Source organism: Candidatus Thiothrix putei (genome assembly GCA_029972225.1).
Taxonomy (GTDB): domain Bacteria; phylum Pseudomonadota; class Gammaproteobacteria; order Thiotrichales; family Thiotrichaceae; genus Thiothrix; species Thiothrix putei.
The window spans coordinates 1,886,040-1,912,961 of the sequence record CP124756.1 but is presented as its reverse complement, the minus strand read 5'-3'; the positions used below and the strand labels follow the sequence as shown (position 1 = coordinate 1,912,961).

General features: G+C 49.2%; 30 protein-coding genes and 4 pseudogenes. 18 read left to right on the top strand and 16 right to left on the bottom strand.

All coding sequences use genetic code 11. The annotated features are described in order from the left end of the window. Positions 1 to 58 precede the first annotated feature (58 nt). The 3 genes from QJT81_09895 to QJT81_09885 are packed head-to-tail and all read left to right on the top strand — an operon-like array spanning position 59 to position 3,717. A complete protein-coding gene (locus tag QJT81_09895) occupies positions 59 to 973 on the top strand; it encodes a transporter (protein WGZ96254.1) in 915 nt (304 codons plus the stop codon). Further along, entirely contained in the window at positions 970 to 1,674 is a 705-nt protein-coding gene (locus QJT81_09890) for a C39 family peptidase (GenBank protein ID WGZ96253.1), read from the top strand. The genes QJT81_09895 and QJT81_09890 overlap by 4 nt, the downstream gene beginning before the upstream one ends. An 18-nt stretch (positions 1,675 to 1,692) precedes the next feature. Beyond that, positions 1,693 to 3,717 (top strand): S8 family serine peptidase, encoded by a 2,025-nt coding sequence (locus QJT81_09885; GenBank protein ID WGZ96252.1) that lies wholly within the window; start codon positions 1,693 to 1,695, stop codon positions 3,715 to 3,717. 86 nt (positions 3,718 to 3,803) lie between these two features. On the opposite strand, the gene QJT81_09880 is transcribed toward QJT81_09885, so the two are convergent. Beyond that, entirely contained in the window at positions 3,804 to 4,094 is a 291-nt protein-coding gene (locus QJT81_09880) for a hypothetical protein (GenBank protein WGZ96531.1), read from the bottom strand. A gap of 43 nt (positions 4,095 to 4,137) precedes the next feature. Between QJT81_09880 and QJT81_09875 the strand changes: the two genes are divergently transcribed. The 3 genes from QJT81_09875 to QJT81_09865 are packed head-to-tail and all read left to right on the top strand — an operon-like array spanning position 4,138 to position 6,439. Then, positions 4,138 to 4,428 carry an IS66 family insertion sequence element accessory protein TnpB gene (locus tag QJT81_09875; GenBank protein WGZ96251.1) on the top strand — a complete coding sequence of 97 codons (291 nt, stop codon included), beginning with the start codon at positions 4,138 to 4,140 and terminating at the stop codon, positions 4,426 to 4,428. Next, positions 4,428 to 4,802, top strand: coding sequence for an IS66 family insertion sequence element accessory protein TnpB (tnpB, locus tag QJT81_09870; protein WGZ96250.1), 375 nt, complete (start codon positions 4,428 to 4,430; stop codon positions 4,800 to 4,802). The genes QJT81_09875 and tnpB (QJT81_09870) overlap by 1 nt, the downstream gene beginning before the upstream one ends. Next, positions 4,799 to 6,439 (top strand): IS66 family transposase, encoded by a 1,641-nt coding sequence (locus QJT81_09865; protein WGZ96249.1) that lies wholly within the window; start codon positions 4,799 to 4,801, stop codon positions 6,437 to 6,439. Before tnpB (QJT81_09870) ends, QJT81_09865 begins: the two co-directional genes overlap by 4 nt. A gap of 4 nt (positions 6,440 to 6,443) precedes the next feature. On the opposite strand, the gene QJT81_09860 is transcribed toward QJT81_09865, so the two are convergent. From QJT81_09860 to QJT81_09850, 3 genes are all read right to left on the bottom strand, one after another. Continuing rightward, on the bottom strand, positions 6,444 to 6,686 hold the full coding sequence (locus tag QJT81_09860; GenBank protein ID WGZ96248.1) for a transposase: 243 nt from the start codon (positions 6,684 to 6,686) through the stop codon (positions 6,444 to 6,446). Between the two features lie 58 nt (positions 6,687 to 6,744). After that, positions 6,745 to 7,371, bottom strand: coding sequence for an ISAzo13 family transposase (locus QJT81_09855; GenBank protein ID WGZ96469.1), 627 nt, complete (start codon positions 7,369 to 7,371; stop codon positions 6,745 to 6,747). Positions 7,372 to 7,494: 123 nt separating this feature from the next. Beyond that, positions 7,495 to 8,169 (bottom strand): hypothetical protein, encoded by a 675-nt coding sequence (locus QJT81_09850; GenBank protein WGZ96247.1) that lies wholly within the window; start codon positions 8,167 to 8,169, stop codon positions 7,495 to 7,497. A gap of 65 nt (positions 8,170 to 8,234) precedes the next feature. Between QJT81_09850 and QJT81_09845 the strand changes: the two genes are divergently transcribed. The 3 genes from QJT81_09845 to QJT81_09835 are packed head-to-tail and all read left to right on the top strand — an operon-like array spanning position 8,235 to position 9,021. Continuing rightward, positions 8,235 to 8,525: an IS66 family insertion sequence element accessory protein TnpB gene (locus QJT81_09845; protein WGZ96246.1), complete on the top strand. Its 291-nt coding sequence runs from the start codon at positions 8,235 to 8,237 to the stop codon at positions 8,523 to 8,525. Beyond that, positions 8,525 to 8,899, top strand: a complete 375-nt coding sequence (gene tnpB, locus QJT81_09840; GenBank protein WGZ96245.1) for an IS66 family insertion sequence element accessory protein TnpB — start codon at positions 8,525 to 8,527, stop codon at positions 8,897 to 8,899. The genes QJT81_09845 and tnpB (QJT81_09840) overlap by 1 nt, the downstream gene beginning before the upstream one ends. Continuing rightward, positions 8,896 to 9,021 (top strand): hypothetical protein, encoded by a 126-nt coding sequence (locus tag QJT81_09835; GenBank protein ID WGZ96244.1) that lies wholly within the window; start codon positions 8,896 to 8,898, stop codon positions 9,019 to 9,021. The genes tnpB (QJT81_09840) and QJT81_09835 overlap by 4 nt, the downstream gene beginning before the upstream one ends. Here the strand turns inward: QJT81_09835 and QJT81_09830 are convergent. Next, positions 9,008 to 10,049, bottom strand: a pseudogene (locus QJT81_09830) (IS630 family transposase). The gene QJT81_09835 and the pseudogene QJT81_09830 overlap by 14 nt on opposite strands. A 75-nt stretch (positions 10,050 to 10,124) precedes the next feature. Here QJT81_09830 and QJT81_09825 point away from each other — a divergent pair. Then, positions 10,125 to 11,645 (top strand): annotated as a pseudogene (locus QJT81_09825) (IS66 family transposase). Here QJT81_09825 and QJT81_09820 read toward each other — a convergent pair. The 5 genes from QJT81_09820 to QJT81_09800 are packed head-to-tail and all read right to left on the bottom strand — an operon-like array spanning position 11,637 to position 13,574. Next, positions 11,637 to 12,428, bottom strand: coding sequence for a transposase (locus QJT81_09820; protein WGZ96243.1), 792 nt, complete (start codon positions 12,426 to 12,428; stop codon positions 11,637 to 11,639). The pseudogene QJT81_09825 and the gene QJT81_09820 sit on opposite strands and share 9 nt — an antisense overlap. Positions 12,429 to 12,466: 38 nt before the next feature. Next, positions 12,467 to 12,826, bottom strand: coding sequence for a hypothetical protein (locus QJT81_09815; GenBank protein WGZ96242.1), 360 nt, complete (start codon positions 12,824 to 12,826; stop codon positions 12,467 to 12,469). 17 nt (positions 12,827 to 12,843) lie between these two features. Continuing rightward, entirely contained in the window at positions 12,844 to 13,116 is a 273-nt protein-coding gene (locus QJT81_09810) for a hypothetical protein (protein ID WGZ96241.1), read from the bottom strand. 48 nt (positions 13,117 to 13,164) lie between these two features. Beyond that, positions 13,165 to 13,284 carry an IS66 family insertion sequence element accessory protein TnpB gene (tnpB, locus tag QJT81_09805; protein ID WGZ96240.1) on the bottom strand — a complete coding sequence of 40 codons (120 nt, stop codon included), beginning with the start codon at positions 13,282 to 13,284 and terminating at the stop codon, positions 13,165 to 13,167. Continuing rightward, on the bottom strand, positions 13,284 to 13,574 hold the full coding sequence (locus tag QJT81_09800) for an IS66 family insertion sequence element accessory protein TnpB (GenBank protein ID WGZ96239.1): 291 nt from the start codon (positions 13,572 to 13,574) through the stop codon (positions 13,284 to 13,286). Before QJT81_09800 ends, tnpB (QJT81_09805) begins: the two co-directional genes overlap by 1 nt. Positions 13,575 to 13,786: 212 nt before the next feature. On the opposite strand from QJT81_09800, the pseudogene QJT81_09795 reads away from it, so the two are divergent. After that, positions 13,787 to 14,834 (top strand): annotated as a pseudogene (locus QJT81_09795) (IS630 family transposase). Here the strand turns inward: QJT81_09795 and QJT81_09790 are convergent. After that, positions 14,816 to 15,154 carry a helix-turn-helix domain-containing protein gene (locus QJT81_09790; protein ID WGZ96238.1) on the bottom strand — a complete coding sequence of 113 codons (339 nt, stop codon included), beginning with the start codon at positions 15,152 to 15,154 and terminating at the stop codon, positions 14,816 to 14,818. The pseudogene QJT81_09795 and the gene QJT81_09790 overlap by 19 nt on opposite strands. Before the next feature lie 149 nt (positions 15,155 to 15,303). On the opposite strand from QJT81_09790, the pseudogene QJT81_09785 reads away from it, so the two are divergent. Beyond that, positions 15,304 to 15,693: pseudogene (locus QJT81_09785) on the top strand (transposase). A 232-nt stretch (positions 15,694 to 15,925) separates the two neighbouring features. Here QJT81_09785 and QJT81_09780 read toward each other — a convergent pair. Beyond that, the gene (locus QJT81_09780) at positions 15,926 to 16,540 is read right to left on the bottom strand and encodes a hypothetical protein (protein ID WGZ96237.1); all 615 of its coding nucleotides are present in this window, start codon (positions 16,538 to 16,540) and stop codon (positions 15,926 to 15,928) included. A 201-nt stretch (positions 16,541 to 16,741) separates the two neighbouring features. Here QJT81_09780 and QJT81_09775 point away from each other — a divergent pair, with 201 nt between their 5' ends. After that, a complete protein-coding gene (locus QJT81_09775; GenBank protein WGZ96236.1) occupies positions 16,742 to 18,337 on the top strand; it encodes a hypothetical protein in 1,596 nt (531 codons plus the stop codon). An 87-nt stretch (positions 18,338 to 18,424) separates the two neighbouring features. Beyond that, complete coding sequence (locus QJT81_09770) at positions 18,425 to 19,273, top strand: 2OG-Fe(II) oxygenase (protein WGZ96235.1); 849 nt, start codon at positions 18,425 to 18,427, stop codon at positions 19,271 to 19,273. A gap of 79 nt (positions 19,274 to 19,352) precedes the next feature. Here the strand turns inward: QJT81_09770 and QJT81_09765 are convergent, their stop codons facing one another. Then, positions 19,353 to 19,685, bottom strand: coding sequence for a hypothetical protein (locus QJT81_09765; protein ID WGZ96234.1), 333 nt, complete (start codon positions 19,683 to 19,685; stop codon positions 19,353 to 19,355). A gap of 338 nt (positions 19,686 to 20,023) precedes the next feature. Between QJT81_09765 and htpG the strand changes: the two genes are divergently transcribed. Both htpG and QJT81_09755 read left to right on the top strand, forming a co-directional pair. Then, positions 20,024 to 21,913 carry a molecular chaperone HtpG gene (htpG, locus tag QJT81_09760; protein ID WGZ96233.1) on the top strand — a complete coding sequence of 630 codons (1,890 nt, stop codon included), beginning with the start codon at positions 20,024 to 20,026 and terminating at the stop codon, positions 21,911 to 21,913. A 129-nt stretch (positions 21,914 to 22,042) separates the two neighbouring features. After that, a complete protein-coding gene (locus QJT81_09755) occupies positions 22,043 to 22,504 on the top strand; it encodes a hypothetical protein (GenBank protein ID WGZ96232.1) in 462 nt (153 codons plus the stop codon). Between the two features lie 21 nt (positions 22,505 to 22,525). On the opposite strand, the gene prmB is transcribed toward QJT81_09755, so the two are convergent. Further along, complete coding sequence (gene prmB / locus QJT81_09750; protein WGZ96231.1) at positions 22,526 to 23,470, bottom strand: 50S ribosomal protein L3 N(5)-glutamine methyltransferase; 945 nt, start codon at positions 23,468 to 23,470, stop codon at positions 22,526 to 22,528. Between the two features lie 98 nt (positions 23,471 to 23,568). Between prmB and QJT81_09745 the strand changes: the two genes are divergently transcribed. Further along, entirely contained in the window at positions 23,569 to 24,102 is a 534-nt protein-coding gene (locus QJT81_09745; GenBank protein ID WGZ96230.1) for a TIGR00645 family protein, read from the top strand. Between the two features lie 11 nt (positions 24,103 to 24,113). Here the strand turns inward: QJT81_09745 and QJT81_09740 are convergent, their stop codons facing one another. Then, positions 24,114 to 24,881 (bottom strand): fumarylacetoacetate hydrolase family protein, encoded by a 768-nt coding sequence (locus tag QJT81_09740; protein ID WGZ96229.1) that lies wholly within the window; start codon positions 24,879 to 24,881, stop codon positions 24,114 to 24,116. A 32-nt stretch (positions 24,882 to 24,913) separates the two neighbouring features. After that, positions 24,914 to 25,651 carry a lysophospholipid acyltransferase family protein gene (locus QJT81_09735; GenBank protein WGZ96228.1) on the bottom strand — a complete coding sequence of 246 codons (738 nt, stop codon included), beginning with the start codon at positions 25,649 to 25,651 and terminating at the stop codon, positions 24,914 to 24,916. A 177-nt stretch (positions 25,652 to 25,828) separates the two neighbouring features. Here QJT81_09735 and QJT81_09730 point away from each other — a divergent pair, with 177 nt between their 5' ends. Beyond that, complete coding sequence (locus QJT81_09730; GenBank protein WGZ96227.1) at positions 25,829 to 26,914, top strand: substrate-binding domain-containing protein; 1,086 nt, start codon at positions 25,829 to 25,831, stop codon at positions 26,912 to 26,914. Positions 26,915 to 26,922 lie beyond the last annotated feature (8 nt).

Below are 26,922 nucleotides of genomic sequence, written 5' to 3'. Positions count from 1 at the left end.
TACGATGAGAAAAATAATTGTTAAAAACACAATAACAGTTTAAGGGTTTAGTATCATCATGCTACAAACGATTAAAGCTTTTTTTTTAAGTGCTCTTCTACTTGCAAATGTAGTTTACGCTGATGAGGTGACCAAAGCCGATTCGCAAATTATCGGGCAATCCCCATCTTCCGAAGAGGAAATAAATCGTTTATTTCTGCGTGATTCTGAGGTGTTGTTGAAGCCTAAAAAATTGCAGGTATCTATCGGCATAGGTTATGCAACCGATGAAAGTCAGCAAAATTTTAGGGAATCCCGTACTCGGCAAGCTTCAATTCCTGTCGGCGTTAGTTATGGTTTAGCTGATTCTTTGGAAGTAAGTGCGTCCCTCCCTTTTCAATATCTTGAAAACCAAGTGGTTTCTGTTACTGATGTAAGCAAAGAAACTGAATCAGGGATAGGTGACCTTGCTTTAGGAGCAAAATATAAAATAAAAACAGAGTCTGCAACCACCCCCTCGGTTACTGCTGCTTTAGGTGTTTCTATCCCTACCGGTGAAGGCAGTAATCCTGATAGTCTGAATGATTTAACCAATAGTTCTGGGTTGTTGTCTACTTCATTAGGTTTTTCTTTGGCAAAAACAATCGATCCAGCTTTTGTCTTTGTGAATGCTGGTTATACACACACTTTTGATGATGAACAATACGGGTATAATGTAAAACTAGGTGAGTCGTTTAACTATGGATTTGGTACAGGCTTAGCGGTTAATAGCGCAGTTGCTTTTTCTGGCAGAGTGTCTGGTAGCTATCAGAAAGAAAGTCAAGTGAATCAGAAAACAGTGAATGGATCAAGTTCTGAACCTATTGATTTTGTTGGAGCTATGTCATACCGGTTTAGTTCAGATACTAATATTGAAACTAGCCTTAATATAGGGTTGACAGATGACGCTCAGGATGTTGGTGTGGGTGTCACTGTGATCAAGGATATTAGATGATTGTCCGTTTTTTACATTATGTTGCTATAGCATCATTTATCAGTGTTTTATCCACATCTTGTGTTTCTCATGATCCATTGCTTAGCAATATGGGACATCCTATCAATAGCTCAAGCAATAAAATAACTACTTGGAAAGGCACTACTCAACATAATGTTGTTATTCAAAATTATGATTATTCCTGCGGTGCTTCATCATTGGCAACGTTAATGAGGTATTATTTCAACGATGATGTTACTGAACAAGAAATATTAGATAAAATAGAAGAAATATTTGATAAGGAAGAGTATTCACGGATTCAGAAAGATGGACTGTCTTTTCTTGAGCTTGAAAAAATTAGTCAGTCATACGGTTATCAAGCAGCTAGTGTTCGTTTGGAATTGTCAGCTCTTAAAAAGCTGACGGGACCTGTTATTGTTTATTTGAGCGGAAAGAGTTATAAACATTTTGTGGTTTTAAGGGGGATTAAAGAAGATAAAGTTTTTTTAGCTGATCCGAGTGCTGGCAATATTGCTGAGTCTATCCATGATTTTATAAAAAATTGGAAAGGAGAGACTTTTGTATTAGGTAAAAAAGGATTTGGAACACCTGTTGATCATAACTTGGCTATTAATTCTTTATTAGGTTTAGATAATAAGGTAAGGTTAATGCGAGATTCCTTGCAATATTATCCGAAAAGAGCGCTGTTAAAATTACAATGACATTCGGTTATCATATTTATGGCTAAATATAGTATGCGCATTATATATATTTTGGGTATGTTGCTTTGTTATTCAGTATTCACCTTGAACGTTACTTGGGCTGATGAGATTTATAGTCTTGATGATTATAATAATCAATCAGTCAAATCAACGAAACTCAGACCTGAATTAGTGCGACTCTTACAACAGGTAAATAAAACAGAAACGTCCGAGTTCTTAGGTAAACTACAGGCGAAATCTGAAAGTAGTGAAGAGTTGTTGGTAATAGATGCTATTGCTAAGCATGATCCTAATACTCTTTTGAATGACTTAAAAAAATTAGGGATAAAATCAGCCTCTATCCATGGACGTATTGTTTCAGGTCAACTTCCTGTCAGTTCATTAAAATTAGTGGATTCGCTGGTATCTCTGAATGAAATACGTCTCAGTCAAGTGATGACTGCTGCCGGTTCTGTTGTTTCTAATGGTGATATTGCTCTTCAAGCCGATGTAGCTCGTCAACAGTTTGGGAAAACTGGTCAGGGAATAACTATAGGGATTTTATCAGATAGCTATGATTGTTTGCATGGTGCTTCCAAAGATAAAGAGAGCAAAGACCTCCCAGAACAGGCGTTTGCTGTTCAAGATGCATTAGACTGTTCGGAGAAAACAGATGAAGGTAGAGCATTGATGCAAATCATTCATGATATAGCGCCTGATGCTAACCTTGTTTTTTTTAGTGCAGCTAATGGATTTGCTAATACGGCTAATGCGATTCTGGATTTGGCATTTAAGTATAAAGCTAATATTATTATAGATGACTTCAAACCTCTATCCGCTAGTTTTTTTCAAAAAGACATAATATCGCAAGCAGTAGAGCGTGTTGTGAAGTCAGGTGTCGTGTATTTATCTGCAGCGGGTAACAATGGTCGACAATCTTATCAAAGTTATTATGATGATTATGTAAACTCCACCCTTCATTTGAATGCCCATGACTTTGATCCTAGCTCTAAGGTTGATGTTTATCAAACTATTAATATCCCAGAAGGTAATAATATAGTATTCCTATTTCAATGGGACTCACCTGCTTTTTCAATTAGTGGTTCACCTGGTACTGAAACAGATCTTGATATGTTTATTTTTAATAAATCGCATAGCAAGATGTTGGCAGCTTCTCAATATAATAATCTTGGTAAGGATCCGGTAGAAATCCTATCATTTTTTAACCCGATTGGTTCTGGTGAAACACAATTTGATCTTATGATTACAAAAGCCTCGGGAAAATCTCCGGGTTTACTAAAATACATTGTTGTTGATGGTCCCGATTATGCTATTCAAGAGTTTAACACTAGTAGTAGTTCAATATTTGGCCATGCTAACTCAGAATTTGCGATTACTGTTGGTGCTGCGAATTACAAAGAAACACCAGCATTTGGAGTTTCCCCTCCTTTGGTTGCATTTTACTCTTCATCAGGTGGTATGCCATTGTTGTTTGATTTAAAAGGGAATGCACTTGATAAGATTATTGTTGCAAAAAAACCTGATGTTGTTGCCCCTGATGATGTGAATACGACGTTCTTTGGACAGATAGATACTGACGATGATGGAATGCCGAATATTTTAGGCACCTCAGCAGCAACACCTCATATTGCAGGGGTTGTCGCCTTATTGCTGGAAAGTAAACCGCAATTACAACCAATGGATATTCAATTAATATTGCAGCGAAGTGCAACTGATATCCTACAGCTTAATGATAGTGTTAAAACATTTGCAGGTGCTGGATTTGATTTCGATAGTGGCTACGGTTTAGTAGACACGAGAGCTGCGATGACTTTAACAAGTTCTTATCAAGCATCACCAATGCCTTCAACGGAAGTTATAGATTCCCCACTGAGTATAAATAATATTTCTGAACAAGGTGGTGGTGGGGTGACAAGTGTATTTTGTTTGACTTTTTTAATGATAATTGTCATGTTTCGTGGAAATATAACAAACTCGATAATGCCCATTGGTAACTGTTCACGGAGTAACCGTTGTAACTGTTCACGGAACAGCTCCCCTTAAGCGGCAAGAAATCCAGTAACCGGATTCAGTACTTGCGGTGGAGGAATCGGCAAACGCACCGGTAACTGTTCACGGAACAGCTCCCCTTAAGCGGCAATAAGTCCAGTAACCGGATTCAGTACTCGCGGTGGAGGAATAGGCAAACGCACCGTCACCGGCTTTTTAGCCAATGCCTGCTGGCACGCTTGGCGGATAATTCGGTAAGCGCTGACACCTAGGCGTTTGCAGGTTTCCACAATAGTCAGTATCAACGGGCGGAATTGGTCGCCCCGGAAAGATTGGCTGAAAAAACTGGTCTTACGCCAGATGACATAGGGGCGGATGGCACGTTCGGCGTAAGCGACCATTTCAGCACGTCTAGCCCTCGCGATTTCCACGTCCTAAACTGGTTTCCAACCTGAACAACCGAAGGAAACCTCAATGAAACGCCCTCACCGCCGTGCCAGCGAATGGCAAACCCTCATTAGCCAATGGCAAGCCAGCGGCTTATCCGCCCCGGCATTTTGTGAACAGCACAGTATCGGTTACGCCAGTTTTTGCCAATGGCGGCAGCGTCTACGCTCCGCAGATGGCGTGGAGGAACCAGCCGTTCCCGCCAATACCTTCATCGACTTGGGAGCATTATCGGCGGGTCATGCCGCGCTGGGGCAAGGCTGGCACATTGTGCTGAGTTTGGGGAATGGTGTTGAACTACGCCTGAGCCAACGCTGATGTTTGCCCCCGCCGCCACCGCCCGCATCTGGCTATGCACCCAAGCCACCGACATGCGCAAAAGCTTTACGGGGCTGACCGCTTTGGTGAAAAACCAGTTAGGGCAAAATCCCCTGAGTGGGCATTATTTCGTGTTTGTGAACCTGCGTAAAACCCAGATGAAGATCCTCTATTTTGAACCCAGCGGCTATTGCTTATGGAGCCAACGCTTGGAGCAGGGGCAATACCGGGTGCAGCCGACAACTAGCGGGCAGCGCGAACTGACCCGGACGGATTTGCAGTTGATTTTAGCAGGCATTGAGGTGCAAAAATCCAGACAATTCAAGCGTTACCAGTATCCTGTGCAGCCACATTCTGGTATAACAAGCCCATGATTTTAAAGCCATCCACCCCGTCTGACACCAGCGTTCCCATGCCGCCGATTGTGGCGGAAATGCTGGCGTTGCGTGAGGAAAATGCGGGGTTACGTGCAGACAATGCCGTCCTGCAACAGGCAGTTTCTGAATTAAAACGCCAACTGGCGTGGTTCAGGCAACAGGTCTTTGGCAGCAAATCGGAAAAGCGTCCGGTTGAGATACCGGTGGCGCAGTTGCCGTTGTTTGCCCCCGCCGCCACCCCGGTTGCCGCACCCGAGGGTGAAAGCATTACCGTCACCTACCAACGCGGCAAAGCCCCCAAGCTGCGCCCCGATGACTGCGTGAATGACAGCGGGTTACGCTTTACCGCCGATGTCCCGGTCAAGGTGATTCACCTCACCCCGCCGGAACTTCAGGGGGAAGAGGCTGACCAGTATGAGGTGATCGGCACCCAGGTGACCCATCGGGTGGCGCAACGCCCTGCCAGCTACCTGATCCTGCAATACGAGCGCCCCGTCATCAAACGCAAGGGCAGTGCTTCGGCTTCGCTCAGCAACCCACCGCTTCCCAGCCCTGCACCCGCCAACGTGCTGGAACGTAGTGTCACCGATGTCAGCTTTTTGGTGGGGATGTTGGTGGACAAGTTCCAGTACCACCTGCCGTTGTACCGCCAGCACCAACGCCTGACCCAGGCGGGGATCACCCTCAGCCGCACGACGCTGACCAATGCGGTGAAACGTGCCATCGACCTGCTCAAACCCATTGCCGAAGCGCAACTCGCCAGTGTACTGCAAAGCAAGCTGCTGGCGATGGACGAAACCCCCATCAAAGCCAGTCCCGCAGGCAACGGCAAGATGAAGCAAGGCTACTTCTGGCCGCTGTACGGGGATCAGGACGAAATCGTCTTCACCTTCTCCGCCAGCCGTGGGCGGCAACACATTGAAAAGACCCTTCGCCAACAGTTCAGCGGCACACTGCTCAGCGACGGTTACCGTGCTTATGCCAGTTACGTCAACGCCAATGACAAGATTACCCATGCCCAATGCTGGGTACACAGCCGTCGCACCTTCATTGCCGCCGAAACCGCTGAACCACAAGCAGTACGCCAAGCCCTTGACACTATCGCGGCACTCTATCAGCACGAAGCCCAGATTAACGAGAAAAAACTCGACGGGGAAGCCAAACGTACCTACCGCCTCACCCACAGCAAGCCGTTGGTCGACCAGTTCTTTGAATGGTGCCAAACCCAATTACAACGTACCGATTTAGTCCCCTCCAACCCGCTGACCAAAGCCCTTGGTTATGTCATCCGCCGCGAACACGAACTGCGCGTGTTTCTGGAAGATCCCGACGTGCCAATGGATACCAACCACATCGAACGCGCCCTGCGGCCCATCCCCATGGGCAGGAAAAACTGGTTGTTCTGCTGGACAGAACTCGGCGCGGAACACGTGGGCATCATCCAAAGCCTGATCACCACCTGCCGCCTGCATGACATTAACCCGTATGTCTATCTGATGGATGTTCTGTTGCGCGTTAGTGAGCATCCCGCTTCTCAGGTGCAAGACCTTACGCCAAGATGTTGGAAACAACGGTTTGCGGATAAGCCATTGCGCTCGGATTTGTTTGCGGATATCAACGACGGGCTAGAATGACCGTTTACCGTTCGGCGGCATTATTGGTCAGAGGAACACCGGGATGACGCAGAAATGTCCATAACATAAGCTCATCATCCAGTAAACGTTGGCACTGGTTAGCGGTTTTAGTGGGCTTATCAGGATGTTGTGCTTGCCGTAAGCCGCTACCTGCTACCAATGTCTGCCGAAAGGCTTCGCGGAGTTTATCCATACGTTGCCGGTAGAGTCTGTCAGCGTAAGCGCCTGCGAGCCTGCGGTTATGCAAGTGGACAATCAGGCGTGCCAGACGCAGTAAGGAACTGTCCCGAAATAACTTCCCGAAATCAGGGGGACTGAGGGACAGCGGAGTAGTTCCATTTTGGCAGGAAGTCATCGAACTGGATGGTCATGTTATCCTTGAACGCTTGGGTATACTTGCGCCCGGTTTCAAAAACTTTACTGATGATGCGGACAGCGACCTTCAAGCCAGTGGTGGTTTCCGTTTTTGCCATGTAGTGTTTGGCGGTTTCGACCGTTTCCAACGGCACACCCCGGCAGGCACGGGTCACATGGGGGAACAGTCGGTGTTCAATCGGGTTGTATTTGGAGCAATAGGGCGGGTAGTGGGCGATGCGTATTGTCAGGTTCAGGCTGTCCGCCAATGCCTGCAAGTCTTGCTTGAACAGGTACGCAGAGGAACTGTTGCTGCCACCACCGTCACATAAGACCAACAGCTCGTCAGCTTCGGGGTAGTTGGGTTTCCCTTGCTCACGCCACCATAAGCCAAGGCTTTCGCAGGCAAACTCGGTGGTGTCGTGGCTGGTGTTCAGGTGCAGTGCCGCTTCGTTGCGGGCAAGGTCGTAGATGCCGTGGGGGATCACCTGACCATTGCCATAGCTGGGGAAGTCATGGTCATTGACCTCCGTGGGTTCGACGGCATCCGTTACCCCTTCACGGTAAAAGTTGCCCAGCAGTTCCTTCTTTTTCTCAACAGTCGTGACATTCCCCCAAAACCAAGCATGATGTTAGGCAGCAGCCTTACTGAACTGCTGTTTTAACACCTTGATTATGGGTATTTTCCCGCTGTTAGCGGTTCATGTTTGCCTATCATCGTCCTCATCGCCGTTGACGGCCGCGTTAATTCGCCACCAGAAGGCTTTGGGGGGAGAGCGCAGTAATTGCCGTGCCAGTAGTGGTGCTAAAATCTGTCGCACGGTGTTCTCGGAAGGCAATTCACGGGAACGGGTGCGCAAATACAAGACCTGCTGCTTCCAAAGCCCCTCATGGTACTTGAGGGAAAACAGTTGTAGCAAACCGGTGGCGATGCAGGCACACAACACAAAGGTTTCCATTGCCTGCCAGCAGGCCACCACCGTGGGGAGGTGCTGTGCTTGGGGGGCTTTGAGATGCCGATTGGCGGTAGGTCGCCGGGAATGGCGCGGCAGGTAACGGCTCCAGAAGTGGAAGCGGAATGCGCCCATGGTATTTTTCAGGGCATCAAACAAGGTTTCAATCCGGGTGCGTCGGCAGTACAGGGTGAGGATGGTTTCCGCGTCCAGCACCAAATCCGAACACATCAGCAGGATGGGGCCACGGGAAGTGACTGCCCAGACAAATTGCAGCGGCTGCCCTAACGGTTTCCACCACAGGGTATGGGACATCAGGCGTACCGACTCCTCCTTGCCATAAATGCACAGGGTCACTTCACGGAAAAAATCAGCATGGTCAAAGGCTTCCCACAACACCAGCGTAAGCGACCATTTCAGCACGTCTAGCCCTCGCGATTTCCACGTCCTAAACTGGTTTCCAACCTGAACAACCGAAGGAAACCTCAATGAAACGCCCTCACCGCCGTGCCAGCGAATGGCAAACCCTCATCAGCCAATGGCAAGCCAGCGGCTTATCCGCCCCGGCATTTTGTGAACAGCACAGTATCGGTTACGCCAGTTTTTGCCAATGGCGGCAGCGTCTACGCTCCGCAGATGGCGTGGAGGAACCAGCCGTTCCCGCCAATACCTTCATCGACTTGGGAGCATTATCGGCGGGTCATGCCGCGCTGGGGCAAGGCTGGCACATTGTGCTGAGTTTGGGGAATGGTGTTGAACTACGCCTGAGCCAACGCTGATGTTTGCCCCCGCAGCCACCGCCCGCATCTGGCTATGCACCCAAGCCACCGACATGCGCAAAAGCTTTACGGGGCTGACCGCTTTGGTGAAAAACCAGTTAGGGCAAAATCCCCTGAGTGGGCATTATTTCGTGTTTGTGAACCTGCGTAAAACCCAGATGAAGATCCTCTATTTTGAACCCAGCGGCTATTGCTTATGGAGCCAACGCCTGGAGCAGGGGCAATACCGGGTGCAGCCGACAACCAGCGGGCAGCGCGAACTGACCCGGACGGATTTGCAGTTGATTTTGGCGGGCATTGAGGTGCAAAAATCCAGACAATTCAAGCGTTATCAGTATCCTGTGCAGCCACATTCTGGTACAATAAGCCCATGATTTTAAAGCTATCCACCCCGTCTGACACCAGCGTTCCCATGCCGCCGATTGTGGCGGAAATGCTGGCGTTGCGTGAGGAAAATGCTGCCCTGAAACAGGATATATACTTCAACCGCCCATAATTGCAGATTCCTCAAAGGTCTGAAAGTTGAGAGTCAGCAAGGAGTCCAAGGCTTTTTTATGCGTAGTGTGGGTTTGTGCCAAACAGGCATCAATGGCCTGCGCAAACGCGGTAAAGTTTTCATGGTAACGTGAATACAGGCATTCCTTCTTCACAAACTTCCAGAGGCGCTCAATCAGGTTCAGGTTGGGGGAATAAGCGGGTAGGAACAACAGTTCGATCCCGAGTGTTTGGGCGAATGTTTGTACCAGGCTACAGCGCTGGTAACGGGCATTGTCCATCACCAAGGTCACCGGGACATCCAGGGCCAATGCCTTGATTTGCCGAAGCAACTGACAAACACTTTGGGAGTTGATGTAACTGTCATTGGTCACGGTGACCAGTTCATGGGTGACTGCATTCAACGCACCGAGGACATTGTAGCGCTGGCGTCCGGCAGGGGCGCGGATGAACAGCCGGGTGAAACACCACAGGAACCCCAGAAACGGGGCCAGGACAAAATGGGCGGCGTCGACAAAGAAAACGGCGCGTTTTCCGGCCTTGGCCTCCTCAAGACGCGGCTCCAGCTCTTTTTTTAAAAGTCTCCTGGGCAGCAGGGTCGGCTTTCGCCGGTATCATCCCCACCTTCCTGACGGACAAACCCAAGTCATGCAGGAATAGCCGCACGGCTTCCCGCTTGAGTTCAAGGCCGGTTAAGCGCTGTATATCAGCGATCGCCTGACTGATCCGGGTCGGTGGATGCTTCTCAAAATGTTTCTTCAGGGGCTCACGGAAAGGTTCCAACCGGCGGGTTGGGCGACGGAAATCCAGTTGTTCCAAGGCAGCGATCCCACCTTGTTGGTAACGTTTCAAATAACGGGTGACCGTCGTTGAACTCACCTGTGCCAGCCGTTCAATGTCCCCATGCGCCATTCCCTGGCTTTTTAGCCACAACACTTCCATCCGTTGGCGGACGCGAGGGTGGGCATGGCGGTAACGCCCCTCATTCAAGGCGGTTTGATCGGATTCGCTGAAGTCTATCTGGATCATGGAAAGGACGACCGGTTGCCAATAACAGCCGTACTTTGCTTGAGGGCTTCTCATTATTCAACAGCTATTCACGGGCAAAGTATAGCTGAATTGAAACGCCAATTGGCGTGGTTCAGGCAACATGTCTTTGGCAGCAAATCGGAAAAGCGTCCGGTTGAGATACCGGTGGCGCAGTTGCCGTTGTTTGCCCCCGCAGTCGCCCCAGTTGCCGCACCCGAGGGTGAAAGCATTACCGTCACCTACCAACGCGGCAAAGCCCCCAAGCTGCGCCCCGATGACTGCGTGAATGACAGCGGGTTACGCTTTACCGCCGATGTCCCGGTCAAGGTGATTCACCTCACCCCGCCGGAACTTCAGGGGGAAGAGGCTGACCAGTATGAGGTGATCGGCACCCAGGTGACTCATCGGGTGGCGCAACGCCCTGCCAGCTACCTGATCCTGCAATACGAGCGCCCCGTCATCAAACGCAAGGGCAGTGCTTCGGCTTCGCTCAGCAACCCACCGCTTCCCAGCCCTGCACCCGCCAACGTGCTGGAACGTAGTGTCACCGATGTCAGCTTTTTGGTGGGGATGTTGGTGGACAAGTTCCAGTACCACCTGCCGTTGTACCGCCAGCACCAACGCCTGACCCAAGCGGGGATCACCCTCAGCCGCACGACGCTGACCAATGCGGTGAAACGTGCCATCGACCTGCTCAAACCCATTGCCGAAGCGCAACTCGCCAGTGTACTGCAAAGCAAGCTGCTGGCGATGGACGAAACCCCCATCAAAGCCAGCCCCGCAGGCAACGGCAAGATGAAGCAAGGCTACTTCTGGCCGCTGTACGGGGATCAGGACGAAATCGTCTTCACCTTCTCCGCCAGCCGTGGGCGGCAACACATTGAAAAGACCCTTCGCCAACAGTTCAGCGGCACACTGCTCAGCGACGGTTACCGTGCTTATGCCAGTTACGTCAACGCCAATGACAAGATTACCCATGCCCAATGCTGGGTACACAGCCGTCGCACCTTCATTGCCGCCGAAACTACTGAACCACAAGCAGTACGCCAAGCCCTTGACACTATCGCGGCACTCTATCAGCACGAAGCCCAGATTAACGAGAAAAAACTCGACGGGGAAGCCAAACGTACCTACCGCCTCACCCACAGCAAGCCGTTGGTCGACCAGTTCTTTGAATGGTGCCAAACCCAATTACAACGTACCGATTTAGTCCCCTCCAACCCGCTGACCAAAGCCCTTGGTTATGTCATCCGCCGCGAACACGAACTGCGCGTGTTTCTGGAAGATCCCGACGTGCCAATGGATACCAACCACATCGAACGCGCCCTGCGGCCCATCCCCATGGGCAGGAAAAACTGGTTGTTCTGCTGGACAGAACTCGGCGCGGAACACGTGGGCATCATCCAAAGCCTGATCACCACCTGCCGCCTGCATGACATTAACCCGTATGTCTATCTGATGGATGTTCTGTTGCGCGTTAGTGAGCATCCCGCTTCTCAGGTGCAAGACCTTACGCCAAGATGTTGGAAACAACGGTTTGCGGATAAGCCATTGCGCTCGGATTTGTTTGCGGATATCAACGACGGGCTAGAATGACCGTTTACACACCAGCTTCATCCCGTACTGGCGTTGCCGCCCACGCCTTCCCGGCGGTTTGGGTGGCGCAGGGAAGTAGGCCACATAGTTCTTTTTAGCGCGGGTGATGACCTGCACCAGTGGTTGTTGTAACGCCACCGACCAAACCGAGCGTGCCAGCCGGAACACCGAAGCCGTGGCAAAGAACGCATCCAGCACCAGCCACACCGGGCGGTCATTCACCTGCGCAAACGACAACGCCATCTGCACCACCCGTGTCCCCAGTTTGAGTGTCGGGTCGTTAGCATCCTCTTCCCCCAAATGCCGAAACCCCTGATGGATTTGCAAACTCAGCTTCAGGCAGAAACAGGCGGACAGGCTCCCCACCAACAACCCCACGGCTCCCCAACACTGCCCCCGGAAATAGTCCGGTTTGCTTTGGGTTTCCGAGGTTTCCCGCAAGGAAACGACCCCCGGCATCCGCCCACCATCCTTAACCACATGGGTATGGTCGCCCAGCACCACCAAACGCCCCGCCACCTCAACCGGCGGCGCATGGGACAACACCCACCGCTGCCAGCTCGCCCGTAACCGCTCAGGATGGTAAGACCCGGCACGAAAAAAATGGAGCAACCGATGGTAGCCCCGTTCATCCGATAACCAGTAACGGCACATCGACGTGACCCCGCTCATCTCGGTCGCCGCTAAAAAGCTCAGGATGATGGCGCAAAACAATAGCCATGCTCGCTGGCGCGAAAATTCACTTTTAAAGTGGTGAAGGTTCTGGTATAGATCAACTAGCATGATGTCCCTTGGATAATAGGTCGCTGGTAACGCCTACTCTAAGGGATTTCGTGCTGCTTGGGGGAATGGGGAGAACTTATGACTGTTGAGTTCTTTTTGGTGTCAATGCTGATCACGGGTTTGCCTGCTTGCAGGTAGGTTTGTTTGAGTTGGGCAATCTTTTCAAACTGGGCATTACGGTCAGCGTGTTGCCCCATGGTGCGTTTCTTCTGGGGCTTGCGGCGGCGGTAGCCGTGCTCCCGCAATAGGCGCGACACCACGTTTTTCCCAGCCGATGTCCCCAATGCCTGCATCCGCCGGGCAATCTGCCGACGTGACAGGTTCGTCCATTTCACCGCCTCCCGCATGGGGTCGCCTGCCGTATGATCCTTTAAAACTTGGCGAAAATGCTCATCCAATTGCAGGTGCGTAGCGTTCAGCCGTTTGCGCCCGCCCCTTTTTTTCGCTGCCTTACGGTGGGCAAGCCATCTTCCGATTCCAACTCCGTCAACCCGTGGCGGATGGTTTTGGGGTCACAGTCCAATAACCGGGAAATGTAGTCCTGCCCCCCGTGCCCAAGCCGGACGGCTTCCACGGCGGCGTAGCGGCGGCGGTCACGCTCATTGAGCGATTGGTAGAACCGCTGCATTTGTTTTTCTATGGCTGATGGGTAAACATCCATTGGCTCATCCTCGGTGTTGATTGGCATTACAAGGGGCTATCTTCCCCCTTTCGCTGTTAGCAGAAAAGAGGGAAGTTATTTCGGGACAGTTCCTAACTGGTTTTTCACCAAAGCGGTCAGCCCCGTAAAGCTTTTGCGCATGTCGGTGGCTTGGGTGCATAGCCAGATGCGGGCGGTGGCTGCGGGGGTAAACATCAGCGTTGGCTCAGGCGTAGTTCAACACCATTCCCCAAACTCAGCACAATGTGCCAGCCTTGCCCCAGCGCGGCATGACCCGCCGATAATGCTCCCAAGTCGATGAAGGTATTGGCGGGAACGGCTGGTTCCTCCACGCCATCTGCGGAGCGTAGACGCTGCCGCCATTGGCAAAAACTGGCGTAACCGATACTGTGCTGTTCACAAAATGCCGGGGCGGATAAGCCGCTGGCTTGCCATTGGCTGATGAGGGTTTGCCATTCGCTGGCGCGGCGGTGAGGGCGTTTCATTGAGGTTTCCTTCGGTTGTTCAGGTTGGAAACCAGTTTAGGACGTGGAAATCGCGAGGGCTAGACGTGCTGAAATGGTCGCTTACGCTTGTCCCTGAGTACATGCTGGTAGATGGCTTCATGGCAAATATACCAGTCCGTGCCATAAAATAGTTTTTTTGATCAAGGAAATATGGTTAGATGACTGGTAACAAAAGCAGCCATGAGTAATGTATGACATTAAAAATCACTTTCACTGAGGATGAGATAGCGGAGCTGTTCTACTGGAAGGAGCGCCATCCTCATCCCAGAGTCCGTAAGAAAATGTCCGTGCTGTACCTGAAATCCCAACAGTTGACGCATAAGGAAATCAAACGATTGGAAAGGATTACAGAAGCCACGCTGCTTGCCTACCTAAACGCCTACCTACAACCTAACGGTTTAGAAGCTCTTAAAGAAATACGATTCAATAAACCACAGAGTGATTTGATGGCATATAAAGACAAGATTGAAGCCTATTTTCGTGAATATCCCCCCGCAACCAGCAAGGCGGCAGCCGCTAAGATTGAGGAGCTGACAGGCATCAAACGCAGTGAGGACAGGGTACGTGTCTTTATGAAGAAAATAGGGATGGACATCCATAAAGTGGGGATGATACCCGCCAAAGCTGATGTGGAAGCACAAGAAAAGTTCCTGGAAAATGAACTAAAACCGCGCATTCAGGAGGCTAAGGAGGGCAAACGCGCCCTTTTTTGTCGATGCCGCCCACTTCGTGTTAGCACCGTTTCTGGGGTTTTTGTGGTCATTTTCCCGCGTATTCATCAAAGCCCCCTGTGGTCGACAACGCTACAACGTATTGGGCGCACTCAATGCGATAACGCTACAACTCATCACGATCACTAACGACTCCTATATCAACGCTAACAGCGTGTGTGAATTATTGGAAAAAATTGCAGCGTTAGCACTCAAAATACCGATCACTTTGGTCTTGGATAATGCCAAGTATCAACGCTGTGAAGCCGTGTTTGCCTGTGCGAAAAGGCTCAATATTGAACTATTATTTTTACCGACCTATTCACCCAACCTCAATCTGATTGAACGGTTGTGGAAGTTCGTCAAGAAAAAATGCTTGTACTCGAAATACTATGATAAGTTTCCCGCTTTCAAGGCGGCCATCACCAACTGTCTCGACAAGCTGGATACCGATCACAAGAAAGAACTGACCCAGTTGATGACAACAAATTTTCAAACCTTTAAAAATGTTCAGGTCTTGACGCTGTAAGGTATAGTGGCTTTGCCTTCCGCTTTCAGTCGACCGCTGATCTGCTCAGGACTCCATTGCTGTTCCAGCAGCGTATCAATGCTGACCGCCAGTTCCGGGGTCAACTTGACCGCTTTGGGCTTGTCCGCATGGCGTTGTTGCGCTTTGGCGTGCGCTTGCTTGTGCCGATAGCCGCGTTGCCCTCGGTTGCGGGTCAGTTCACGACTGATCGTCGATTGACTGCGCCCCAAGGTTAACGCGATTGTTGCCGTCGATTCCTTCATCTTGTGCCGGGTTTCGATATAATGCCTCTCCTCAGAGGTAAGGTGTGTGTAAGCCATGAAGCTCTCCTGTCAGTGGTTTTTCGGGATGCTTTTTACCACATTTTGCCTCTGACCTGATGAGGAAAGCCGCATCCCGCCTCGATTAACGGGCTATGCACTTATGATACGAATTCGCCTGGTGCCAAACCCAATTACAACGTACCGATTTAATCCCCTCCAACCCGCTGACCAAAGCCCTTGGTTATGTCATCCGCCGCGAACACGAACTGCGCGTGTTTCTGGAAGATCCCGACGTGCCAATGGATACCAACCACATCGAACGCGCCCTGCGGCCCATCCCCATGGGCAGGAAAAACTGGTTGTTCTGCTGGACAGAACTCGGCGCGGAACACGTGGGCATCATCCAAAGCCTGATCACCACCTGCCGCCTGCATGACATTAACCCGTATGTCTATCTGATGGATGTTCTGTTGCGCGTTAGTGAGCATCCCGCTTCTCAGGTGCAAGACCTTACGCCAAGATGTTGGAAACAACGGTTTGCGGATAAGCCATTGCGCTCGGATTTGTTTGCGGATGTCAACGACGGGCTAGAATGACCGTTTACGCTGGCTTGCCATTGGCTAATGAGGGTTTGCCATTCGCTGGCGCGGCGGTGAGGGCGTTTCATTGAGGTTTCCTTCGGTTGTTCAGGTTGGAAACCAGTTTAGGACGTGGAAATCGCGAGGGCTAGACGTGCTGAAATGGTCGCTTACTATTCAAGCGATAAGGCACTTAACAGAAAAAAGCCCTCAATCATGAGGGCTTTTTGTTCATGGGAACATAGAGTTATTAGCCACGACTAACTGGCGTTGGCGTTGGCGTTGGCGGTGGCGATGGCGGAGGAACAGGCGTACCACCACCTGAAGGACTACCCGCACTCAAGCTTGTAGAACTAGAACTTGTACCACCACCACATTTAGATGCAGCAACAGCAGCAGCTAAACCAGCCGCAGTTGCCACATACACATTAAAGCTACCGCCCGCGAGTATAGTTCCCCCTGCTGCGGAAACGGCTGGAATCACGGAAATAGCCGTACCAGCAGCTACACCTGTAACAGTCGCTGCTTGTGCAGCAGCAATCGCAGCAGTTACGCCAGGAATGTTAGCTGCTGCTGCCGCTTGTAACGTAGCTGAAGCCACAACAGAAGCCAACTGGCTACCTGTTAAACCCGGAATAGTGGCTGCTGCTGTGTTTGCAGCTTGGGCAATAGCAAAAGCGGCTGGTTCACCCGTTAAACCTGCTGAAACCGCATTCTGAGCTGCTGTATTAGCCGCGTTAAAGACGACACTTTGTGCACTGGATAATTCTTGGTCAGACAGATTTGCATAAGCTGGGGTAGACACACCACCAACCAGCGCTACTGCAACCATTGCGGACATTGAAAGTTTTTTGATGACATTCATTGGAAGCCTCCTTCCATCATTTTAATCAGAACAAATACACCGTTTATTATGCAGTGGATCACTGCCATAATAAAGTGATATTATTATAGTGTGCTTTCCATATAAACAAAAGTATTTAACGACATATAATTCTAGTATGACTGAATCACCCATACCAGAGTTGATTCTGAGACAAGTATACTTGGGGAATAACCGCTGAACATGCAAACCAAGCATAATCTTATTATTGCCGATCGCTACGAACTGGGCGAACCACTTTCAACAACCGCTTTAGGGAAGTTTTTTTGTGCACATGATTTCATCAGTGCTCATCAAGACGATGCACCAAAGCAGGTCATAATGTTAGCCGTCGCACCGGAGATCGCTGCTTATCCAAATTTTCATGATGTTATGCCAAGGGTAATAGAGGGATTTACTCAGAAAAACTCTCCTTTGAAGGTGGCAGGTACTTGCGAATTTCAAGGCGTTTACTGGATTGTGTTGGATGAGCCGTGTACAGAGCTATTACTACACAAGCTCATAGAGTCATGCTCATCAAGTGTAGCTATAGCTATGGAACGCGTACAACCCTTGCTACTTGGAACCTTACAAGCCGCTAAACAGATCAGTCATAAGAACGGTTTTGGCTTCATTGAACCTGGTGCTATTTTATGCAAAGAAAGTCAATATGTTTTTTTGAATGCACCAGTTGTAATTGCCCTGAGAATTTTAACAAGCTTAAATGCAGAAATAAAACCCAAAATTTCTATATATTCTGCCTATTGCAGCCCTCAAGCAGCCCGTGGCATTCTGCCCACTCATCAAGATGATACTTTCTCTATTGCCTGTATTGCTTACCAGATCTTACATGACTCTCCTCCTTTCGGTGCGCTGAGTACATTGGAGGCTTACGAGAAGAAAACCTCTCCTTCTTTACTGACAAACTTACCCCCGGAATCCCAAAAAAGCCTGCAACGAGGCTTGGCGCTGGAACGTTATGAACGCCAAACGTCCCCCTATGAGTTAGTACATGCGTTTACCAGCATACCCATGAACAATGATGCTACTCAACAAACAACCTCACGCTTTGCCCGCCCTGTAACGATTGCAGCAGTACCTCTCATACTTTTACTCCTGACAGGCATCTATCAATTTTACCAGCAATCTTTACCAGCTATAGTAAATCCCATTGCCACCACTATTACCCCAAACTTGGAAAGTTCAGAAAAGCTAACGATTGCCACACCCGACACCCATGCTGTTTCAATAACGGCTAATCGCGTATCGCCAACGGAACAACCCATTCTTTCCAAAGAAATGAACGTACAGCCCGTCACACCGATAGGCAATGCTGTATTGACCGCCACTACAACGTCCACTGAAAAGCAAATCGTTGAAACGACCGCCCAAGTTGTAACTAAAACAACAACCGAAAATAAAAAATACCAGCCTGTAGAAAAGTCGACCCAAAAACCGTTACCTGACAAGGCACAGACACCTATAAAGATGCCACATCAAAATAACAACGTTTCAATGAAGACTCAGGCAACGGTCGATATACCAGCACCAACAGATGTTCGAGAAGCCCCCCCTCCCCCTATCCCCGTTGCTGTTGTGACACCGCCTGCACCACCGATAACCATTTCACAACCTATAACTCACCCAAAACCAACGCCAGCTACTACCGCAGTTGTCATCCCTGTGACAGAAAGTACCTTTGTTGTGGGTTCACCACCAGCTACATCGCCCAAGAAAAAAGTGCAACCTACTCAAGTAACACCGCAAGGTGACAATGTATTTATTGTTATGCCGGATTGATATTAAAAATATTGACCTATGACATAGAAAATAGTCAGAGACTTACTATATAAATGTGATTATTGATGGATAAAGAAGGGGGTTGTCATGTTTGCAATGGATCAAGAATGGAAAGACTGGTTAGATACCAACCTTTCACGTCAGTGTAATACAGAAGAAATATACAGAATCATGCGTAACAACGGCTTCAATGCCAACACGATTCAACAAATGATGGGGGACATGTACCCAACAGGTATAGAAACACAGCCCATACAGACAAACACAACCTTTGACCATCAAACACTATCGACACTTATGGATGTGCGTGGTTTAGCTTTAGGCGCAAAACGTTTCGAGACTGATATATTACAACTCTATACTATTGATAACTTCCTCAGTCCAAGTGAGTGCGAGCGCATCATTGCTCTCACGAAACAGAATTTATCCCCTTCCACGGTTTCCCATTACAATGGTGACCCAGCATTCCGCACCAGCATGACCTGTCATCTGCGTCATAACGAAGATCCTTTTGTTGATTACATAGATGAAAAAATAGCCCGCACCCTTGGCATCTGCCTACCCTATTCAGAGCCAATCCAAGCCCAACATTACGGGGTAGGCAAAGAACTTAAAGCACACCATGATCATTTTACGCCTAACACACCAGCCTATCACGAATTTGCAGAAGAACAAGGCCAACGGACATGGACTTTTATGGTTTATTTAAATAATACCCTTAAAGGTGGGGGAACACATTTTCTGTACCTAGACCATACCTTTTATCCAAAACAAGGGCAGGCTGTCATCTGGAACAACCTCTATCCAGATGGCCTACCTAATCGTCAAACACTGCATCATGGAATGCCTGTCGAGGAAGGTGAAAAAACTATCATCACCAAATGGTTCCGTGATAAAGGTCAGGGTGATGTGTTTTGTGAGCAGATGATTAATTGATAATAAATAGCCTTCTCCTTCACAAGAGAGAGAGAAGGCTACAGAACAGCCTTTTAGCTAGACCAAACAATTATTTTTGTTAACTATTGGAGCAAAAGTAGCCGCCACCTGCGATTGCTTTCCCATCTAAGCCGATAGCAGAAGGATGGTATCCGATGGCTTTGGCAAAACCACCCGCTTGACACGCAGCATCGCCTACTACCTGGAGGTTCGTTGGGACTGGACCAAAAGCGATGGGCCGATCCCATTGTACATCTGCGACTTTCCCTTTATCCAAACCCCGCACATTTTCAGCCTTCAACAACTTAGGTGGATTTTTATCAGGCGCACTTCCCACCATGACGCTGGAACAACCGGATACTAACCATGCAACAGCACACCCAAACGCGATAATTGATAATTTTTTAGACATATCCAACTCCATTTTTTAGTAAAAAAACGCCCAAACAACCAGAAATGACAATAAACCATGAATACAAGATAAAATTCTTCACGAACTAATCCTTGTTAATATCTAGTATAAAAATAGCAGATGTTTCAAGATAAATTATGAAAATTATTCAACACCATTTCATCATTAGCTCTCAACTTCACTATATGAAAGACAAAGTATTTTTTATATCGATCAAATGATGAACTGAAGAAGAATCTCGATGAACTGAATAGTACTCAGACTCGCCCCTTGAAATTTTCACCTTACCCCCCATTCTGTGCACATCGAAATACACAAGATATGAGGACTCACAACCCATGACGGCAACAAGCAATAAAGAAAACCTGCAATTTCAAACCGAAGTGAATCAACTGTTACACCTGATGATTCACTCACTGTATTCCAACAAGGAAATTTTCCTGCGCGAGTTGGTATCTAACGGTTCGGATGCGTGCGACAAGCTGCGTTTTGAAGCCATTGGCAACGACAGCCTCTACGAGAACGACAGCGAATTGCGCGTGGAAGTCGAATTCGACGCACAAGCAGGCACGATTACCGTGCGCGACAACGGCATCGGCATGAGCCGCGATGAAGTCGTGACCAATATCGGCACGATTGCCAAATCTGGCACCAAAGAATTCCTGAGCAAACTGACCGGCGACGAGAAAAAAGACTCGCACATGATCGGGCAGTTCGGGGTAGGCTTCTACGCCTCTTTCATCGTTGCCGACAAAGTAACGCTGACCACTCGCCGCGCGGGTGCTGCTGCTTCTGAAGGTGTCCGTTGGGAATCCGATGCGCAATCCGGCTACTCGCTGGAACAGGTCGAGAAAGCCACCCGTGGTACAGAAATTGTCCTGCACCTCAAAGAAGACGAAAAGCTGTTGGCTGACGGCTGGCGTTTGCGCAATATCATCCGCCAGTATTCTGACCACATCCCGCTGCCGGTGAACATGCGTAAAACCGAAGCCGGTGAAATCAAGGATGAATGGGAAACCGTCAACAAAGCCAATGCGCTGTGGACACGTGCCAAATCCGAAGTGAAGGATGAGGAATACCAGGAATTCTACAAACACGTTTCACACGACTGGGAAGACGCGCTGGCGTGGTCACACAACCGCGTCGAAGGTAAGTACGAATATACGTCCTTGCTATACCTGCCCTCCAAAGCCCCCTTCGACCTGTTCGACCGTGACAACACCCACGGCTTGAAGCTGTACGTACAGCGTGTTTTCATCATGGAAGACAAAGAATTCAAGCTGATGCCACGCTATTTGCGTTTTGTGCGCGGTGTACTGGATTCCAACGACCTGCCGCTGAATGTGTCGCGTGAAATCCTGCAAGGCAATAAAATCATCGAGAACATGAAAAATGCCTCAGTGAAAAAAGTCATTGGTTTGCTGGAAAACATGATTGCCAACGAACCGGAAAAATACGCGAAATTCTGGAAAGAGTTCGGCAAAGTCCTCAAAGAAGGCCCAGGCGAAGACTTCAGCAACCGCGAACAAATCGCCAAATTGCTGCGCTTCTCTTCCACACTGGATGACAGTGCAGAACAAACCGTCTCCTTGCCAGACTACATCGCCCGCATGAAAGAAGGTCAGGACAAAATCTACTACATCACCGCCGACAGCCACACCGCTGCGAAAAACAGCCCGCATCTGGAAGTGTTCCGCAAAAAAGGCATCGAAGTGCTGTTACTGTCTGATCGCGTAGACGAATGGCTGGTACAGCATTTGATGGAGTTTGAAGGCAAATCGCTGCAATCCGTCGCTAAAGGTCAGCTCGACCTGTCCAAACTCGAAACCGAGGAAGACAAACAGGAACAAGCCAAAGTTGAAGCCGAAGCCAAGAACATGGTCGAGCACATAAAAACAGCATTGGGCGAAAAAGTTGGCGAAGTGCGCGTTTCACACCGCTTAACCACCTCACCGTCTTGCATTGTACTGAATGAGCACGACATGGCATTGTACATGCAGCAACTAATGAAACAGGCCGGTCATGAAATGCCAGATACCAAACCTGCTTTGGAAATCAATCCGACGCATCCCTTACTAAAGCGCATGGAAGCGGAAACCGATGATGAGCGCTTTGGCGAATGGTCCAGTATCTTGCTGGATCAAGCCATTCTGGCGGAAGGCGGGCAACTGGAAGACCCTGCGGGCTTCGTCAATCGCCTGAACAAGCTGATGTTAGCGATGGGTTAAGCCACCGATAGTCATTAATACAGCAAGCTGGAACTGAAAGCCATTCCAGCCACTCAAATGGGTAGTTGTCATTGAAATGAATATTCGTTGAAATGATGCTACCCATTTTTTTGCGAAGGAGAGTCACTTATGTTGCCTATCAAAATCGGAGTTGCGGCCTTAGTCTCCGGCCTCTTGTTAAGTGCTTGTGTACCCAACGACGCTTACGTCAACCCGTGGAATCCATGGGGCACAACCACGTATCCACCAGCGACGCCAACACCCGTTACTTATGTGGATGTGTACAAATACCAAGGCTCGCGCCAGTGTGAAGGTGGCGGTGTGCCACTGGCAGAAATGCAGCGTCAACTCCAAGCCGGTGGTGCAATTGTTACCGCCAGCAGTTGCGGCATGGATGGACGCATGTACCCCGCATTCTGCGGTGGTGCTGATGGCAAAATCAATATTTTCACCGTAACCAGCAACTCCATGAATGCGGCTCTCGCACAGGGTTTCACACCACTCAACAGCTTGCCAGAAGCGCAAAAAACCCAATGCTATACCAACAATAACAGCGGCAGCACCACATACCCGTATACAGGCGGTAGGTAACAATACCTCCTATTATTCGTATCAGTGACCGGCTAACTCCCGTACTTGATCGGCGGTGAGCAGGAATACACCATCACCGCCGCGCTCGAACTCTAACCAATGAAATAAAACTTCTGGGTAGGCCGCTTGCAACGCGTATTGGCTGTTGCCCACTTCCACGATCAGAATACCGTTTTCCGTAAGATGCGTGGCTGCATCACGCAAAATACGGCGTGTATGTGCCAAACCATCCTCCCCAGAAGCGAGCGCTAATTCAGCAGGCTCATGTAAAAACTCTGGGGTTAATGCAGCCATATCGTCTGCATCCACATACGGGGGATTGCTGACAATAATGTCGTACTGACGGCCTTGCAAATGCTCAAATAAATCAGACTGAATCGCCTCCACTTGCCCTGCAAGGTTATGGCGCTCAATATTCACCTGAGCAACCTCCAAAGCCGCCTCAGAAATATCGCTCAAATCGACCCGTGCATGGGGAAACGCATAAGCACAAGCAATACCAATGCAACCACTGCCGGTGCAAAGATCCAAAATAGTATGTACCTGATGCGGTTCAATCCACGGTGAAAACTGTTTTTCAATGTATTCCGCAATCGGCGAGCGCGGAATCAAGACATTTTCATCCACATAAAACGGTAAGCCTAAAAACCAACCCTCATTCGTCAGATACGCCGCTGGTTTACGCGTTTCCACCCGTTGTTGCACGATGTCAGCAACGGCTGCACGTTCACTGCCCGTCAGACGGCTGTCAAAATACAAGTCGGGGGTATCCACTGGTAAATGCAGCGTATGCAGCACCAAATAAGCGGCTTCATCAAACGGTGAGGACATACCGTGAGAAAAACTCAGTTCAGCCTCAGCAAAGCGGCTTGCGCCCCAGCGAATATAATCCTTAATGGTCAACAGTTCAGCGTGGTCGAAATCCATAATCTCCATCATCGTGTCGGTACAAAAGGTGTCTATCATCCCGTATTTTGGCGAATGCTACCATGTTTATTGCCACTGCCCGACACACCCCCTATGATTGCGCCCATTCTCAACCTAGCAAAAAAGCAAACATCACCATGAAATACATTGAAAGTTTATTTGAGCATTTCCTCTTCACAAGCCGCTGGTTACTCGCTCCCGTTTATTTAGCCTTAGTAGCGGCTCTAGTCGTATTACTGTTCAAAGCGGTGAAAATCCTCTGGGGGTTAGCCGCAGGCATTATGACGGCCACCGATGACGACATTATCATTGGCGTCCTCTCACTGGTCGATATTTCCCTAATCATGAACCTACTGATTATTATCATTTTTAGCGGCTATGAAACCTTTGTGTCTAAAATGGAAGATCTCCACGGTCACGCGGATCGCCCCGACTGGATGGGGCATATCGGTTTCAGCGATTTAAAACTCAAACTCATCGGCTCTATCGTCGCTATTTCAGGGATCGATCTGCTCAAATCTTTCATGGCATTGGGTTCACCCCATGCTCCTTCCACCGAAGAAATGGCGTGGATGGTTGGCATTCATCTAACCTTTGTGGTATCCGGCGTGTTGTATGCCCTCACGGATCGCTTAAGCCACAGTGCCAAACCACCCACCAATTCTCACTAAGCACTTAACGCTTAACCGAAACGGTTGGTCAGCTCGCCGATACCCGCGATGCTGACCACCACAGTATCCCCATCATTCATTCCGCACACGCCCACTGATGTGCCGCAAGCAATAATGTCACCCGCCTCCAACGTCATATCGTGCGAAATCTGACTCACAATATCATGCGGTGAAAAGAACATATCCGCCACCGGATAGTTTTGCTTCTCCTCTCCATTCAACTCAACCCTAACTCGCAACTCAGACGCATCAAGCCCTGTGGCAATGCTCGGACCAAACACCCCAAATTGATCGAAACTTTTCGCCCGCGTCCAGTGTACAAATACCGGGTCTTGTTTCAGCAAGTCACGTGCGGTGACATCATTCACACAGGTATAACCGAAAACGTAGTCAGGCGCTTGCTCCAGCGAAACACCTTTACAACGTTTACCGATGACAATACCCAATTCCCCTTCAAACACCACCATGCCGTTGTAAGTACTTGGGCGTGGGATAACCTCACCCTGCCCCGCAAAACTGTTAGCGGCTTTAAGGAAATACAGTGGATGTGCAGGCTTATGCAGATTTTCGACCATTGCCCGTTCCTGAAAATTATTCCACAAACCAATCAGCTTGGAAGGCTCACACGGGCGCAACAATTGCACGGCTGCCAAGGCAAATTCACGCCCACTCAGCGAATGTTCGGCGAACATATCACCGCAATATTCCGTGATAATGCCGTGTGCCAACGTGCCAAAACGGGTTTCACCCTCGGCGGAAAAACGTACCCAGTGCGCCATCAGTCTGCTCCTGTTAAAACAATCCCTAAAGCTTACTGCTGCATCGCACAAAAAGCACGGATTTGTTGCTCACAAGCCGCCGCCAGTGCTTTGCGGTCAATACCTTGCGTTGTCATTAACGGTAGAAAGTGAATTTCTGCCTGAACCTCCGCTTCCGCTAACAACGCTTTCAAATTATCCCACAAGGATTGCTGATCGACATACGGCACGACAGGGTTCGTCAAACCGTCTTGCCCCGGATAACGCAATGCCACCGGCTGCACCGCCACACCCGCCTCAAATGCAGGTGCAAACAAACGCGCATGAAAGGTGCGTACATCATTTCCGGTCGTTGTCGTGCCTTCTGGAAACAGCAATACCGAATCCCCCGCCTGTAACGCTTGCAAAATCGTCGTAGCCGCTTGTGCTGCCGCGCCCGCTTTACCGCGTGTAATGAATAACGTTCCGGATTTCGCCGCCAACCAACCAATCACCGGCCAGTGACGTACTTCTTGCTTTGACAAAAAACGTGGATTAGCCACCCCGCCCAACAACGCAATATCCAGCCACGAAATATGGTTAGCCACCATCAACACTGCCTCATCCGCAGGCTTACCTACCACATTGAGTTGAACCCCAATAATCCGCCCTGCTTTGCCTAGCCACCAGCGCACCAAACGCGGATAGAAAGTGGCTTGCCACACCCCGGCAAATAACACTGTCAGTAACACACCGACACCTGTGTGTGTCGCTAACCGAATCAACCGTACTATTCTGCGTAATCGCTGCATTTTATTTTCCTAGTTTCCGATGCCTTGAGGTTATTGGGTTACATTCCCGAACGAAAGTGTATCACCGTATTTTTTTGTGTTTGTCACAAAGCTGTCATATTCCGCGCTTATAGTTCGCAGCAGTTCAACACTGACACTGATTGAAGACGATTGACCTAAAACTTTGGAGACTTTCAAATGAAGAAACTTGCTCTGGCGATTGCTGCGGGTATTGCACTGTCTGCTACTGCTGCACAAGCGCGTGACAACATCGAAATCGTGGGTTCTTCCACTGTTTACCCTTTCTCTACCAGCGTTGCTGAAACATTTGCTAAGAAAACTGGCAATGCAGCACCGAAAGTTGAATCTACCGGTACTGGTGGTGGCTTCAAACTGTTCTGTTCCGGCGCAGGCATCGAAACCCCTGACGTCACTAACGCTTCACGCCGCATGAAGCAAAGCGAGTTGGAAGACTGCACCAAAAATGGCGTCGATAAAGTCACAGAAGTACAAGTTGGCTTTGACGGTATCGCGATTGCTAACGCAAAAAGCGCGGCTGATTATGACCTGAGCATGAAAGATTTGTTCATGGCACTGGCTAAAACCCTGCCGAATGACAAAGGCGAAATGGTTGCCAACCCTTACAAAACGTGGAAAGAAGTCAACCCAGCACTGCCTGATGCAAAAATCGAAGTTCTGGGTCCACCGCCAACTTCCGGCACACGTGACGCTTTCTCCGAAATGGTCATGGAAGGCGGCTGTAAAGGTATCGAAGCACTGGATGCCATTCACGCTGAATCCAAAAAGCTGAAAGAAGACGGCAAAGCTGACGAAGCTAAAGCCAAAGAAAAAGAGCACAAAGCCGCTTGTACCACCATGCGTGAAGACGGTGCTTACATCGAAGCCGGTGAAAACGACAACCTGATCGTACAAAAACTGGAAGCTAACCCGAATGCACTGGGCATCTTCGGTTTCAGCTTCCTGGAACAAAACAACGACAAAGTGAAAGGCTCTAAAGTAGGTGGTGTTGCCCCTACGTTTGAAACCATTTCTGACGGCAGCTACCCTGTTTCTCGCCCATTGTTCATGTACGTGAAAAACGCGCACGTTGACCAAGTGAAAGGCATCAAAGAATTCGTTGCTGAATTCACTAGCGAAGAAGCATGGGGTAATGACGGTTATTTGGCAGACAAAGGCTTGATCCCAATGCCAGATGCACTGCGCAAAGAAGTTGCAGCAAACGCGGCAGAAATGAAGCCGTTGGCTGCTGATGCATTGAAATAATAATATCC

Excerpts from the sequence above, each read along its gene's own strand:
- QJT81_09895 (WGZ96254.1), top strand. The coding sequence starts at position 59 with ATGCTACAAACGATTAAAGCTTTTTTTTTAAGTGCTCTTCTACTTGCA.
- QJT81_09890 (WGZ96253.1), top strand. The coding sequence starts at position 970 with ATGATTGTCCGTTTTTTACATTATGTTGCTATAGCATCATTTATCAGT.
- QJT81_09885 (WGZ96252.1), top strand. The coding sequence starts at position 1,693 with ATGGCTAAATATAGTATGCGCATTATATATATTTTGGGTATGTTGCTT.
- QJT81_09875 (WGZ96251.1), top strand. The coding sequence starts at position 4,138 with ATGAAACGCCCTCACCGCCGTGCCAGCGAATGGCAAACCCTCATTAGC.
- tnpB (WGZ96250.1), top strand. The coding sequence starts at position 4,428 with ATGTTTGCCCCCGCCGCCACCGCCCGCATCTGGCTATGCACCCAAGCC.
- QJT81_09865 (WGZ96249.1), top strand. The coding sequence starts at position 4,799 with ATGATTTTAAAGCCATCCACCCCGTCTGACACCAGCGTTCCCATGCCG.
- QJT81_09845 (WGZ96246.1), top strand. The coding sequence starts at position 8,235 with ATGAAACGCCCTCACCGCCGTGCCAGCGAATGGCAAACCCTCATCAGC.
- tnpB (WGZ96245.1), top strand. The coding sequence starts at position 8,525 with ATGTTTGCCCCCGCAGCCACCGCCCGCATCTGGCTATGCACCCAAGCC.
- QJT81_09835 (WGZ96244.1), top strand. The coding sequence starts at position 8,896 with ATGATTTTAAAGCTATCCACCCCGTCTGACACCAGCGTTCCCATGCCG.
- QJT81_09820 (WGZ96243.1), bottom strand. The coding sequence starts at position 12,428 with ATGCTAGTTGATCTATACCAGAACCTTCACCACTTTAAAAGTGAATTT.
- QJT81_09810 (WGZ96241.1), bottom strand. The coding sequence starts at position 13,116 with ATGCCAATCAACACCGAGGATGAGCCAATGGATGTTTACCCATCAGCC.
- tnpB (WGZ96240.1), bottom strand. The coding sequence starts at position 13,284 with ATGTTTACCCCCGCAGCCACCGCCCGCATCTGGCTATGCACCCAAGCC.
- QJT81_09800 (WGZ96239.1), bottom strand. The coding sequence starts at position 13,574 with ATGAAACGCCCTCACCGCCGCGCCAGCGAATGGCAAACCCTCATCAGC.
- QJT81_09790 (WGZ96238.1), bottom strand. The coding sequence starts at position 15,154 with ATGGCTTACACACACCTTACCTCTGAGGAGAGGCATTATATCGAAACC.
- QJT81_09780 (WGZ96237.1), bottom strand. The coding sequence starts at position 16,540 with ATGAATGTCATCAAAAAACTTTCAATGTCCGCAATGGTTGCAGTAGCG.
- QJT81_09775 (WGZ96236.1), top strand. The coding sequence starts at position 16,742 with ATGCAAACCAAGCATAATCTTATTATTGCCGATCGCTACGAACTGGGC.
- QJT81_09770 (WGZ96235.1), top strand. The coding sequence starts at position 18,425 with ATGTTTGCAATGGATCAAGAATGGAAAGACTGGTTAGATACCAACCTT.
- QJT81_09765 (WGZ96234.1), bottom strand. The coding sequence starts at position 19,685 with ATGTCTAAAAAATTATCAATTATCGCGTTTGGGTGTGCTGTTGCATGG.
- htpG (WGZ96233.1), top strand. The coding sequence starts at position 20,024 with ATGACGGCAACAAGCAATAAAGAAAACCTGCAATTTCAAACCGAAGTG.
- QJT81_09755 (WGZ96232.1), top strand. The coding sequence starts at position 22,043 with ATGTTGCCTATCAAAATCGGAGTTGCGGCCTTAGTCTCCGGCCTCTTG.
- prmB (WGZ96231.1), bottom strand. The coding sequence starts at position 23,470 with ATGATAGACACCTTTTGTACCGACACGATGATGGAGATTATGGATTTC.
- QJT81_09745 (WGZ96230.1), top strand. The coding sequence starts at position 23,569 with ATGAAATACATTGAAAGTTTATTTGAGCATTTCCTCTTCACAAGCCGC.
- QJT81_09740 (WGZ96229.1), bottom strand. The coding sequence starts at position 24,881 with ATGGCGCACTGGGTACGTTTTTCCGCCGAGGGTGAAACCCGTTTTGGC.
- QJT81_09735 (WGZ96228.1), bottom strand. The coding sequence starts at position 25,651 with ATGCAGCGATTACGCAGAATAGTACGGTTGATTCGGTTAGCGACACAC.
- QJT81_09730 (WGZ96227.1), top strand. The coding sequence starts at position 25,829 with ATGAAGAAACTTGCTCTGGCGATTGCTGCGGGTATTGCACTGTCTGCT.